The following is a 14,221-nucleotide window of genomic DNA, read 5'->3' on the forward strand; positions in this document are numbered from 1 at the left end:
AATTCGAAGTTTGTATTGTATTTAAAAAGTAGCTCTATGAAAGATCAAACGACGATAAACTGCCCCGATTGTGGAAATTCTATTGATGTAAATGATATTTTAAAACATCAGTTAGAGGAAGGAATAAAAAAAGAGTATCAAGAGAAATTAAATCAGAACCAAATTGAATTAAAAAAACAGAAAGAAAAGCTCGATGCGGATCAACAAGAATTTCTGGCGAAAAAAGAAAAAGAGAATGAACTTTTCCTTGATCGGCTAGCTGATGAGAAAAAGAAAGTTGCCATAGAAATAGAAGAAAAACTTACTAAAAGGTTGAACTCTGAAAATGAGAATAGACTCAAGTCTATGGAAAAAGAACTTGCTCAAAAATCTGAACAAGTCAAAGAACTTCATCGAAAAGAAGCGGAGATATCCAAACTCAAACGAGAAAAAGATGAGGCTGTAGAAGCGGCTAAAGTAGAGCAACAAAAGGAACTTGACAACTTACTGAGGGAAGAGCGACAAAAAATCTCCAAAAAAGTCGAAGATGAAAATGAGCTCAAATTTAAAGAGCTCCATAAACAACTAGAGGACCAAAAGAAGCTTACTGAAGAAATGAAACGCAAGCAAGAACAAGGCTCTATGCAACTTCAGGGGGAGGTTCAAGAACTTGCTATTGAAGACTGGCTTGAATCCAATTTCCCTCTAGACACTATTGATGAAATAAAAAAGGGAGCTAATGGTGCAGATTGTCTTCAGATCGTAAACACACGCGAGCAGACTGGTTGTGGGACAATCTATTACGAAAGTAAAAGAGCGAAAAATTTCTCTCGTACCTGGGTGGAAAAATTTAAAGATGATCTAAGACAGAAGAATGCAAATATTGGTGTCATAGTTACTCAAGTTCTACCAAATGGTATGGATCGTATGGGGATGATAGATAAGAACATTTGGGTGTGTACATATCCCGAATTTAAGGGATTAAGTGCTGCATTAAGGCAGACAATAATTAACGTAAGCAATGCGGTAATTACACAAGCGAACAAAGGCGATAAAATGTCTATGCTTTATGATTATCTCACAAGTCCTGAGTTTAGAATGCAGATAGAAGCTATTAAAGATGCATTTGTAGATATGCAAACAGATCTCAATAAGGAAAAAGTCTCTACTCAAACACGTTGGAAAAGAAGACAGAAGCAAATAGATAAGGTAATTCTGAATACCACAGGAATGTATGGAAGCATTAGAGGGATTGCCGGGAATGCGGTACCTCTTATAGCAGATTTAGAAGAAGACCTAGACGTCCAAGAAGATGAAGGTAATTAAAATCGATCATATGGTACTACCTACAAATAATCTTCAATGTATTACTATATTTGATAAAGTACTTCTTTTAGCTCAAGAATTCTCCCATTTAGCAAAATTTTACATTACAAAAAATACAAAAAGTGAATAAACCAGAGTCAAAATATAATGCCAATTTTACTGCAGGTGGATTATTGCATAATGAGTTTAATGCCTTAAAGGATATAATACTTTTAGACGATTTTGATAACGCAATTTCTAAAGAAATAGAAGAAAATAATTTGATGAGCATTGATACCCGAGCTTCCAGAAAAAGAATATCTCAAGAGGTTGTTAGGAGAAGAGAGGTTGCTCCGAAAAATTTTTGGACTTTTTTCTATCAATTAAATGAGCGTGAGCAAAAGCTAGGGCTTTTTTATATTGCTTTAAAAACGTATCAAATTTTATTTGATATTCATCTTGATGTAGCAGTGAAAAAGTTTAAAACTACTAGGACTTTAACTACTTATGATGTTACAATGCGATTAGATGAAATTGCATCTAAAGATGATTATGTAGGAAGTTGGTCTCAATCTACACTAGAAAAAATAAATACGAGATATCGAAGAGCATTACAAGAGACAGAACTTTATGAAAATGAACAACTAATGCGAAGTCCAATTGAAAACAATGAATTTTGGGAGTATTTCAATACTAGTGGTGAAAACTGGTTTTTAACAGCTTGTTTTATAGGTTTATAAGTATGACAATACCAGAATTATATACAAAACTCAGTGATAAAGATTTTCAGGATCACGAAACAGGAACTTTATTCTTTCCTGCATACATGTATATGTATGATGCCACTAAGGAGTATGAAATAGAAAACGAGATTTTAGATATAAAAAATAGATTGCATCGTCCTAATAGTTATTTAGATGTAATGGTGTTAGATATATTTGAAGAATTTATAGATTGGTTAAAGGAAACAAAATTTGGTAAAGTAAGTAAATATGATTTTTACTTAACTCACGAGTTGCAAAAACAAGAAGCTGTTAGAAAATCATTGGATAAAGATGCTTATGATGATCGATTTCTGAAGTTTCTTGATGATAAAATCCAAAACCATTTAGCTAATTCAAAACCTTATGAAGTATCATATGTCTTGTGCAAAGGATTTGGGAATGCTTATCCTTATATACGTGCTAGTCGTTTTATGAGCAATTTTGAAAAATACGTTCGAGGATTTAAAATTATTCTATTTTATCCTGGAAAAGCAAAAGAATACTACAGTCTATTTGGATTACTAAGAGATGAAAATTTATACCGAGCAATTAAACTGATCAACTAGAAAGATGAAATTAAAAGAAATATACGAAAGAGATATCTTTCGAGAGATTAACCCTGCTGTAACGGTAAGTGATAAAAAGGAAAAAACGGTTGACGCCGAAATCAAAGAGTATGTCTTCACAGATGAACTTATTGAGAAGCTATTTCAAATCCTGAATACAGTATTAAATAAGAAGTTAGGTAAAACGGGTATTTGGATTAATGGATATTATGGATCTGGTAAATCTCACTATATCAAATATGTTCATTACTTGTTAGACCCTCAAACCTCAGACCTTGCTTTTGAATACTTAGAAAAAGCGGTGAAGTCTTATGATGCTACAAGGGCGGGGAGTAATGATGATATTACTCAAAATAACATAAGGTTATTAAAAAACCGTGTGGACGGTTCCTCTTGTGACAATATTCTTTTTAATGTAGAAGATGAAACTGATGATAACGATCAAGAACGACTGACACGTATTTTCCTTAATATGTTTAATAAGTTTAGAGGCTTCAATGCAAATGACATTCCTCTAGCGCTGTTATTAGAAAAGCCGTTGGCTCAGCAAGGAAAACTAGAAGAATTTAAAAAAGAGATAGAAAAAGAGACTGGATTTAATTGGGATATAGATGCAGCAGATGTAGCATCATTTCAATTACAAGATGTTTTAGACATTGCTAAAAAACTGTACCCTTCTTTTGATATTGTTTCTTTACACGCAAAGCTTTCAAATCCAGAAAGCTATAAAATAGGTATCAACGCTACGTTAATCCCTGAACTAAAAGGTTTCCTCAAGGATAAAGATAAAAATTACCGACTTCTCTTTTTGGTAGACGAAGTTTCACAATACATCGGGACTAATAAAGAAGTTTTGTTAAACTTTCAGAATATTATTGAGCGAGTAAGTGATGATCTTAATAATCAAGTCTGGATCGCTTGTACAGCACAGCAAACACTTGATGATGTAGGTTCTGGGGTAGATGGGATGAGTGATTTGCAAGATGAATTTGGTAAAATTCTAGGTCGTTTTGACACACGTATATCTCTACAAAGTAATGACGCTTCTTACATCACACAGCGCAGGGTTCTTGATAAGAACAGTGCAGGTATGGAATATCTTGGTAAACTGTACCAAGAGAATAAAGACTACATCGAGAATCAGTTTAAGATTAATCACGACTTATTTAAAGGGTACCGTGATGAAGAAGAGTTTGTGATAGGATATCCATTCATTCCTTATCAGTTCAAACTTATTGCGCACGTTTTTGAAGCGTTTCAACAACTAAAGTTTGTAATTAAGGAGGTTAAAGATAATGAGCGTTCTGTATTAGGAATTACACATTTCACAGCTAAAAAACACGCCGAAGATGAAGTTGGTGGTTTTTTACCATTTGATGCCTTTTTTAACAAACAGTTCCGTACTAACTTAACAAATAGAGGTGCTAAGGCTATAGAGAATGCATTCCAGTTATCTTATGTGAAAGAAAGCGAATTTGCACAACGTGTTGTTAAGGTGCTTTTTATGATTTCCAATCTTTTAGAAAATCAACGACAAACATTTCCTTCTAATCTTGAGAATTTAGGTGTTCTCTTGATGAATACAATGGATGCGAATAAAATGCAAATTCAAAAAGACACTTTAAATGTGTTAGAAAAATTGCAAGCAGAAAGTATTATACGACAAGAAAAAGGAAGTTATTTCTTTTTTAATGAGGATGAAATGGATGTCCAAAACCTTATTAAAGGTCAGGTCGTAGGTATGGATGATCGTCTCAAATATTTTGATGAGATCTTTAGACCTATAATTCAGATCAATCAAAAATTTGCTTTCGGACAGAATGACTTTAAGATGGGATATGCCATCGAAGGAAAGGAATTTTTACGCAATGGAGATTTTGATTTAACAGTGCTATTAAATGATACCACACCGCTTCAGCAAAAAGCATTAGATATTGATAAAAAGCAGCTCGTGATTTGTCTTAACGAGTGGTATACCGATGATAAAACCTTTAAGACAGAATTTGATTGGTATTGTAAAACAAACAAATACTTTATCAATCAAGGAGGATCTTCTACAGGTGAACGATCCCAAACTAACAGTAATTTCCAGTCTAGAAATAATCTCCTACGAGATAAGCTGTCAAATAAGCTACGAGATAAAACTATTGAAGCAAGATACTTATCACTCAACCAAGTGATCGAGTCAGATCAAGTCAATGGTGCTACACCTAAAGATCGTATGAAAAATATGATCGAAAAGCATCTTGATGGTATTTACAAAAATCACAAGCTCAGTCAGGAGTATGCTAGAAATCAAGCCGATTTAAAACGTTCTGCAGCAGATAATCAGATACCTGTAGATTTACTAACTCCTGCAGAGCAGCTTGTAAATGATTTTATCTCAGCAAATAATAATCAAATTACAGTACACGATCTCATTGCTAAGTTTGAAAAAGAACCATTTGGTTGGAGATTTGAAGCAGTGTTAGATGTACTAGTGCAACTGGTTAAAAAGAAAAAGCGTGAGTTTGTCTACAAAGGACAACCACGTTATCCTGTTATTGATTTTATCAATAAAGCAGTTTCTACAGCAGAGCGTATGTCTTGTGAGGTAGTAAGCGGTGAAGAGATTGATCAATCCATTTTAGATAGTGTAATCAAGTCATACAAGGAGATCTTTAATGAAACATTGCCGGCTACTACAGATAAAAATGTATTGTATGAAAACCTTCTTGATGCATTTGAGAAGAAACTAAAATGGCATAACGACCTAGAAGATATTTATTATGGTAAATACCCATTTGGTAACTGTTTTAAGACTGGTGCGCAACAAGTGACAACTTGGTCTCAAACGAGAAATATTAAAAAGTTGTTCTCAGATATTATAGAGGAACAGCCACAGGCCAAAATACTTTTTGACCAGACCAAGGGAATGGAAGATTTCCTGCGCAGAGCATTTAAAGAGTATCAAGAAATTGCAGCATTCGCTAGAGAAGAAAACGATAACGTTAAAATGCTTGCAGAAGATGATCTTGAGAAAGTAAAAAAGATTAATACATTTCTAAAGGAAGAAGATCCTAGAAATGATTTCCGTCATATACGTAAAGCTTACGATGAAGTTAAAAAGGCGCTTAATGTTAAACTCAAAGAATTAAAATCTGATACAATAGCCTTGTATGAGCAAGTTTTTGATGAATTAGATAAAGAAGCTAAGAAAAAAGAGGTAGAGCCAACTGAATATGCAGACCGAGGAGCTATACTTAAGAGATTAAAAAGTATTGATTCGCTATCTGCTTTAAAAAACAAGTTTCTTGAGGTACAAAACTTCAAGTCTCAAGAGCTCAAGAAGATAATTGCTGCTGTTCCGTCTACAGGTGGAGTGGTAAGGGAAGCTAAGACGTATTATATGAATGGCAAAGCGAGTACTATTGATACCGAAGAAGAGCTAGACGATTACCTCAAGCAAGTTCGTAAAGAGATGCTTGCCCTGTTAAACGATAATAAAACCATCATTCTTAAATAAATGAATACAAAGACATTTGCACAGCAGGCACGTACATTATTAATGGATGGTGTATCTAGAAAACTGATCTATTGGGGTTTTAGTCCTAAGGGAGAAATACTAGAACAACCAGACGCTGTTTCTGGTGGTTATACCTTTAGAGGTGATGCTTTTGATGATGATAACGTTCCAGAACTCTGGCAGTCGCTTAAAAAAGCGGTACAGAAAAAAGGAATTGAAGTTGTTGTAGAAGAGGCAGCCTATACGTGGTTTAATCGATTAATGGCGATACGTATTCTTGCCAAAAATGGGTACGATTTACCACAACTGGATTTTGCAGATGGTCTTAACAATACACCTATACTCTTACAAAAAGCGAGACAAGGACAATATGATTTTCTCAATGCAGCAGAGAAAACAAGACTACAACGTATTATAGGCGATTATAATAAAGAAAATGATGCTTTTGCATTATTGCTGGTAGGCTATTGCCACTCACACAATACACTTAATAAAGTCTTTGGAAAACTAGACGATTACACAGAGCTACTCTTGCCAGATAATATGTTGCAAGATCAAGGTTTTTTAAGTTTATTAAACACCACAGATGCTATAAGCGATGATGAGTATAAAGAAGTAGAACTCATAGGCTGGCTCTACCAGTTTTACATCTCAGAACGTAAAAAAGAAGTTTTCACTTCCTTTAATAATAATAAAAAAGCCGAAGCTAAAGACATACCAGCTGCTACCCAGATTTTTACACCTAACTGGATTGTAAAATATATGGTAGAGAATACCGCAGGTAAGATTTGGCTAGACCATAAACCAGATAGCCCTATTAAAGACCAAATGAAATATTTGGTTATTAATGAAAATAATGACGGTCACGCTGAGCCTGTCGAAGCGCGTGCGGCAAAATCATTGATCGCAGACGTTGAAGAGTTAACACTTATAGACCCAGCCTGTGGCTCTGGTCACATTCTCGTAGAAGGCTTTGACTTGCTCTATAAAATGTACCAAGAGGAATACTACACACCAGAAGAAGCAATACAGACCATTTTCTCAAAAAATCTCTACGGACTAGATATAGACGATCGTGCAGCACAATTGTCCACTTTTGCGGTCTTATTAAAAGCAGCACAGGTATATCCAGACGTATGGAGTAAAGACTGGCAATTGAACATCTATCCAATGCCAGAAGCAAATGCTTTTAGCACGCAAGAAATTACATACTTTCTTGGCGAAGATGGAAAAGACTATATAGAAGAAGTAGAGAAAGCATTACAATTAATGCAACAAGCTAAAAACTTAGGTTCTGTAATGCAATTAAACCTGAGCGAGGAATCTATAGAGTTCATTATAGAACGATATGAGTACTTGCAAACTCAAGAGCATTTAACTTTTGAGCTACAAACCATAAAACCTAAGCTAGAGCAATACATCCCTATATTGATAACGCTTTCGCGAAAGTTTACTGCCGTAGTGGCAAATCCTCCATATTTATATCAAACAAATATGAACTCAGGTCTTAAAAAATATTTGAGTAAATATTACCCTATTTCAAAAGCAGATCTTTTTGCTGTATTTATGGAAAGTACGCTTTCAATGACTTTACAACTGGGCTTTATGGGAATGATAAATCAACACTCTTGGATGTTTTTATCATCTTATGAAAAACTAAGAGAAATGATTATTGGAAATTATAGTATTCAAAGTATGCTGCACCTAGGTCCAAGATCTTTTGAAGAATTAAGTGGCGAGGTAGTACAATCAACAGCTTTCATCCTTAAAAACAGTAATAAAATAGATAAAGGGACATATTATAGATTAGTTGATTATCGAAATGTTCACGAGAAAGAAAAAAATTTTATAATCCAAAATAATAAGTTTTCTGGTATTCCTCAAACTTATTTCAATCAAATCCCTGGAAGGCCAATAGCCTATTGGGCTAATAAAACATATCAAAGAATTTTTTCTGTATCTAAAAATCTTGAAGAGATTTCGAATCCTAGGCAAGGGATGAAAACTCTAAATAATAAAAAATTTATACACTTTTGGTCAGAAGTTAGTTTTAAAAAATTGAACCTAACCGCTAGATCATTATCTGACACAAATAATAGTATTTTCAAATGGTACCCTATAAATCACGGTGGAGCCTATCGTAAATGGTATGGAAATAATCTAGAGGTAGTTAATTGGCAAAACGATGGAAAGGAGATTAAAACGTTGGCTAAAAGAAAATATAATTCAGTAACTCGTACTGTTACAAATCTAGCTTCGTATTTACAACACGGTATTTCTTGGGGTACGATTGCCTCTGGTTCAGCTTCTTTTAGAACATTCCCTAAAGGCTTTTTTTTCTCCAATTCTGGACAGTCCTTAATTCAGACGAACATTAATGATCAAAATTACCTTGTGGCACTTTTGAATTCTCGAGTTTCAAAATCCATTTTAGACATTCTTACGCCAGGTATGGGGTTTGAATCTGGATATTTAAAAAAAATACCAGTAATCAATGTAAAAGATTTTAGTTTTAAGCGAGTGGAAGAAGTTATTTCAATTGCTAAAAAAGATTGGGATTCACGAGAAATCTCCTGGGATTTTGAGCAAAGTCCATTATTAAATAATTGCAACTCTTTTGCGAAAGCGTATCAAAAATGGGATGAAGAGGTAACCCAAGACTTCTTTGAATTACAAAGTAATGAAGAAGAACTCAACCGCATTTTTATAGACATTTATGGCTTACAAGATGAGCTCACTCCAGAAGTTGCATTAAAAAACATTACCATTTTACAAGATGAGCTTTCTGGTAAAGACCTAGAAGCACTAGAACCACAGTTTAGAGAACAAGGTGCTACAGCTGTTGAGCTGCCTATTAATAAAGCAGTAGTGATGCAGCAATTTATAAGTTATGCCATCGGTATATTTATGGGGCGTTACCGTCTAGACAAGCCAGGTTTAAATATTGCGCATCCTAATCCTACACAAGAAGAGTTGGCTTCCTATTCTTATAATAACGGCCACGTAATTATAGATGAAGATGCCATTGTACCATTAATGGGAACGAGAGCCAATTTTAAAGATGATGCCTTGTATCAAATACAAGAGTTGTTAGATACCATCTGGGGCAAAGAAACGAGAACAGAAAACTTGAACTTCTTACAAGACGGTCTCAATAAAGATCTAGAAAAATACTTGCTTAAAGACTTCTGGAAAGACCATTGCAAGGTTTATAAAAAGAAGCCTATTTACTGGTTATTCAGTTCAAAAAAAGGAGCTTTTCAAGTACTCGTATATATGCACCGTATGAATGCCTTTACCGTAGAGAAAATAAGAGCTAATTATTTACTTGAACACTTAAAGCATCTCAATACCAGTATTGCTGCCTTAGAAAAAGAAGAAGCAAACCTTACCACGCAACAAGGCCGTAGGCTAGATCAACTACGTAAGGACCTACGCGAGTGTGAAGAATATGATATGCTATTAAAAGATGCTGCAGATAATCAAATCGTTTTTGATCTAGATAATGGTGTGACGGAGAATTACAAATTGTTTGATGGTGTAGTTGAAAAGATAAAATAGATGTTAAAAGAAAGAATACAAGACTATTTTAAGAACAATCCTAGGTTGAGGGTACTCTTTTTCTTTGATAAAGATCAAGAATACCTAGAAGAGGTAGATGCGTTAGATCTGCAAGATATTCATATAGAAAAATATAAAAATACGCCTTTTAGCACTAAAGTAAAATTACTCACAGAGCTACATACAGAAAAGGTATTCTTGTATCTAACACTTGCCTCGCCAGCTACGCAAGATGCCTATCACAACTTTCCCTTAATGGGATTATTACTGGCAAATAAAGAATTGCAACTGGATAATGTAGGAGAATTTATGGAGCGTTTTGCACTAAAACGCCATCAGAAAAATCTAGTAGCTCGTTATATATCAGAGCTTAAATATAGTGGTGTGCAATCGGTTTGCGAGCCTATATTAAACACCTCCAATTTTAATGAGACGGCACTACAGCGAGCGCTAGTTTCTGCTTTTCTTAAATTTAAAAAAATTGAATCTTGGTCTATACTTTCAGCTCGTTTATTGGTGGTAGCCAATAAAGAAGATACCAATGAAGCGGTGCGTTTTGTTAAAAAAGTATCTTCATTAAATTTTGAAGACACGGTGCTTCATAAAATAAATGAATGCACTGGCTATGCTATCCAAGAGTTATCTGTTGCTCAATTACAAAAGACCGCTCAAAGTGTACTTTATAATAATATTACACAAAATATTAGTAAGGTAGAAAAAGATCCTTATCGTAATCTTAAAGTAGAAGATCCTACAAAAATCACTCAGCTCAACCAGCTTCTGTATGAAGTAGAGCGTAATCCTAACTTATCACAAGACTTTGTTACTACCTTATCCAAAGCAGAAATACACATCAAGGGTGCAACCTTATTGCAGGTGTATGGTGTGGATGCAGACTTTGCTTTTTACACAACTGCGATGGTCTGGGATATAGTAGACAGATTACAATCTACCTTGAGGGAGCATCCTGAGTACGCTTTCGCGAAAGCGGAACACATACAAATAATGCAACCTGAAATGGCTATGCCCTTACAGCATATGCTTAAATGGCTGATATATACGGGAAGAATGTTTCAAGCGATAGATAGCATACAAAGTTATGTGCTTAATAAACCAGAACAATATGTAGAGCAATACACAAAAAGCTGGTCTACCATAGATAGATTATACCGTCTGGCTCAAAATGCTTTTAAGCAATTAGATACGACTGCAGTTCCTGAGACTATTGACACAGATAATCTCTATCAAGATCTAAATGTAACTTACGAGAAACATACCGATACACTTAACAGAGAGTGGCTGCAGTGTTTACATCAGTTCAAGTTTGACTATAAGGCATTACCAGTGCCTAAACAATATGATTTTTATAATAAGGAGATCGCACCACAAGATCAAAAAGTTGTAGTCATTATCTCTGATGCCTTACGCTATGAAGTAGGTGAACAATTATTATCTGAGTTGCATTCTGATACTAAAAACACTGCAGAGTTAAGACATATGCTTGCCTCCATACCTTCTAAGACTAATGTAGGTATGGCACAGTTGTTACCTAGAAAAACTATTGCTTTTAATAATGGATCTATTGAAATTAATGGTATCAATAATTCTGGTATTCCTAATAGAGAAAAGGTTATACAAAGCACTCAAGAAGATGCACTTGCGCTTAGTTATAGCGATTTAGAAGATCTTGATCAAGAAGAAAGAAGAGCAATTTTTAAAAAACGGCTGGTTTACATTTATCACGATATTATTGATAATACTGGAGACACAATGAGTTCAGAGAGAAGGACTTTTGAAGCTGCCAAAGAAGCAATTTTAGAATTAAAGTTGTTCATAAAGAAACTTCATAGTTCTTACAATGTTGCAAAGGTCTTCATAACAGCAGATCACGGCTTTCTTTATAATGACCGCAAGATTCAAGAAAAAGAAAAGGAACGTTTGCCAAAGCGAGATATGGTACAATCCCATAATCGCTACTACTTAACAGAAGATAATATGGAGCCAGAATTAGGTTATTCTATTCCTTTAAGCGCTACGACAGTTTTTGAAGAGAACTTATTTGTGACCATCCCAGCTTCTGTAAATCGTTATAGAAAACAAGGCGTAGGTCATCAATTTGTTCACGGTGGTGGTAGTCTACAAGAATTAGTAGTACCACTTATAGAAAGTTCTAGAAAACGTGAGAAAGTTACTAAGAGAGTAAACCCTATACTTGTGTATAAAGGCAAATTAAAAATTGTCTCTAATATTTTACGTTTGAATCTCTTACAAGAAAATGAAGTTTCTCGCTACGAAAAGCAGCGTAGTGTAACTATAGGTTTATATAAAGACGGCACGCTAGTAAGTAATCTAGAAGAACTAGATCTAAATGCCACAGGAATGTCTCCTAGTGAGCGTATGACACGTATAGAACTCACATTATCTAGTGAGGGAGCTGATGCTACCTTATTTAAACTTAAGGTTTTTGATAAAGAAGATACACTCAACCCAATTATAGAAGAGCAAGTACAAAATAACACCATCATAACACCAGATTTCTAATGGAACTAAAAGATAAAATAATACAACATTTTGAAGGTAAGGTGGTGCGTAAAGATCTTACAGCACTGGTAAAAGGAAACAATCCTGTACCTGCGTATGTACTTGAATATTTACTTGGGCAATACTGTGCAATAGATGATGAAGAGATCATCAATACAGGTATTGAGAAAGTAAAAAACATAATTAAAGACAATTATGTGCACCGTTCTGACTCTGAGATTATCAAAGCAACTATCAGGGATACTGGTAATCATAAGATCATAGATAAGGTCAATGTTTCTTTAAATGATCGTGCAAACATCTACGAAGCTGAGTTTGCTAACCTAGGTTTGAAAAAAGTGCCAATTCCAGATTCAATGGTAATGAGTAACCAAAAGCTATTGAGCGGTGGTGGCGTTTGGTGTATTTTAAATATGGGTTACTCTCACGCAGAGGATACGCCTATGCGATGGATTATCGTAGATCTTAAACCTATACAAGTAGCAAATGTTGATGTACAAGAATATATTGACTTGCGAAAGGAGTTTACCACAGATGAATGGCTAGACTTGATGATGCACAGCATCGGTCTTAATCCAGAGTATTTTAATAAAAGAGATAAACTTATACAGTTATCAAGATTAATTCCTCACGTAGAGAACAATTATAATTTTATAGAATTAGGTCCTAAAGGAACTGGTAAATCACACATATTTTCTGAGTTATCTCCTCACGGTGTATTAGTATCTGGTGGTGATGTAAGTAAGGCCCGTCTGTTTGTAAATAACACAGGAAATAAGATTGGATTAGTAGGCTATTGGGATGTGGTAGCCTTAGATGAATTTGAGCAAGAAAAAGGTGGCCGTACTGATGGAGATCTAGTGAAAATTATGCAGAATTATATGGCAAATCAGAGCTTTAACCGTGGTAAGGAGACGTATCAGGCTACAGCATCAATGGCATTTGTCGGTAATACAAAGCACAACGTTCCTTATATGTTGAAGAACTCACACTTGTTTGAATCCATTCCGGACGGTTATATAAAGGGTGCTTTTTTAGATAGAATGCATATGTACGTACCTGGATGGGAAGTTAGTATTCTTAAAAGTTCTGTATTCTCAAATGAATATGGTTTTATAGTAGATTATCTTGCTGAGCTACTGCGAGAACTTCGTAAGAACGATTATTCAGGCATTTTACATCAAAAAATAACCTTAGATGGTTCGTTAACCACGAGAGATAAAACTGCGATCTATAAATCCTTCTCAGGGCTTGCTAAGATTATATATCCAGATCAAAACATTCCAGATGATGAATTATTAGAGTTGTTAGACTTTGCGGTAGAGGGAAGGAAACGAGTAAAAGATCAATTGTATATCATTGATGAAACATTTAGAAACGAACCAGTAACCTTTAAATATGTAGTAAAATCAAGTCGTGAGGAATATGAGCCAGAAACATTAGAAAATTTAAACTATAATGCAGCTATTGAAGTTAAACAAGAAGAAGCAGATGAAAGTGTTGAAATTAATTATAGAAAACCAGTTGTCTTAAAAACTGGACAAACCATTCTAAAAGATAATCAAACTGGCATATCGTATAAAAAGCTATTTGGAGATCATTTGGTTGGAGCAACAAATATTACCATCCAAGATCCATACATTCGATTACCATATCAGTTTAAAAACCTTTTAGAGTTTTGTTCTATGTTGGGATCTTTAAAAGATCCAGAGCAATTGATAAATCTAGAAGTCATTTCATGGAACAATGAAGAGTTTATAGAAGATTCAAAGAACTATTTTCAGGAATTGTCTGAAAATTTGCAAGAGCTAGGTATACATTTAACCTATCGACTAGAACAGCATCACGACAGATACATAGCAGCAGACAATGGATGGAAGATTACTTTAGGTCGTGGCCTAGACATATTTGAAAAAAGAGAAGGTCGATTCAATATCGCCGATCTGGATCAAACAAAACGCAAGTGCAAATCTTGTGAAATCACATACTTAAAATTGTAA

At 34.6% G+C, this 14,221-nt stretch carries 7 protein-coding genes; all 7 read left to right on the forward strand.

The window, feature by feature from the left end:
• Positions 1-36 precede the first annotated feature (36 nt).
• The 7 genes from DCS32_RS15450 to brxL all read left to right on the forward strand — a co-directional run bounded on the left by DCS32_RS15450 (position 37) and on the right by brxL (position 14,221).
• Complete coding sequence (locus DCS32_RS15450; RefSeq protein WP_108879104.1) at positions 37-1,305, forward strand: DUF2130 domain-containing protein; 1,269 nt, start codon at positions 37-39, stop codon at positions 1,303-1,305.
• A gap of 122 nt (positions 1,306-1,427) precedes the next feature.
• Positions 1,428-2,024, forward strand: coding sequence for a BrxA family protein (locus tag DCS32_RS15455; protein WP_162533675.1), 597 nt, complete (start codon positions 1,428-1,430; stop codon positions 2,022-2,024).
• Between the two features lie 2 nt (positions 2,025-2,026).
• Positions 2,027-2,614, forward strand: coding sequence for a BREX protein BrxB domain-containing protein (locus tag DCS32_RS15460; protein WP_108879106.1), 588 nt, complete (start codon positions 2,027-2,029; stop codon positions 2,612-2,614).
• A 4-nt stretch (positions 2,615-2,618) separates the two neighbouring features.
• Positions 2,619-6,119, forward strand: coding sequence for a BREX system P-loop protein BrxC (gene brxC / locus DCS32_RS15465; RefSeq protein WP_108879107.1), 3,501 nt, complete (start codon positions 2,619-2,621; stop codon positions 6,117-6,119).
• On the forward strand, positions 6,120-9,680 hold the full coding sequence (gene pglX / locus DCS32_RS15470; protein WP_108879108.1) for a BREX-1 system adenine-specific DNA-methyltransferase PglX: 3,561 nt from the start codon (positions 6,120-6,122) through the stop codon (positions 9,678-9,680).
• Positions 9,681-12,221, forward strand: coding sequence for a BREX-1 system phosphatase PglZ type A (pglZ, locus tag DCS32_RS15475; RefSeq protein ID WP_108879109.1), 2,541 nt, complete (start codon positions 9,681-9,683; stop codon positions 12,219-12,221).
• Positions 12,221-14,221 (forward strand): BREX system Lon protease-like protein BrxL, encoded by a 2,001-nt coding sequence (gene brxL / locus DCS32_RS15480; RefSeq protein ID WP_108879110.1) that lies wholly within the window; start codon positions 12,221-12,223, stop codon positions 14,219-14,221. The genes pglZ and brxL overlap by 1 nt, the downstream gene beginning before the upstream one ends.

The organism is Dokdonia sp. Dokd-P16 (assembly GCF_003095655.1).
In the GTDB taxonomy this organism is placed as follows: Bacteria; Bacteroidota; Bacteroidia; order Flavobacteriales; family Flavobacteriaceae; genus Dokdonia.

What these genes read in the sequence shown, in the direction of transcription:
- DCS32_RS15450 (WP_108879104.1), top strand. Translation starts at nt 37, where the DNA reads ATGAAAGATCAAACGACGATAAACTGCCCCGATTGTGGAAATTCTATT.
- DCS32_RS15460 (WP_108879106.1), top strand. Translation starts at nt 2,027, where the DNA reads ATGACAATACCAGAATTATATACAAAACTCAGTGATAAAGATTTTCAG.
- brxC (WP_108879107.1), top strand. Translation starts at nt 2,619, where the DNA reads ATGAAATTAAAAGAAATATACGAAAGAGATATCTTTCGAGAGATTAAC.
- pglX (WP_108879108.1), top strand. Translation starts at nt 6,120, where the DNA reads ATGAATACAAAGACATTTGCACAGCAGGCACGTACATTATTAATGGAT.
- pglZ (WP_108879109.1), top strand. Translation starts at nt 9,681, where the DNA reads ATGTTAAAAGAAAGAATACAAGACTATTTTAAGAACAATCCTAGGTTG.
- brxL (WP_108879110.1), top strand. Translation starts at nt 12,221, where the DNA reads ATGGAACTAAAAGATAAAATAATACAACATTTTGAAGGTAAGGTGGTG.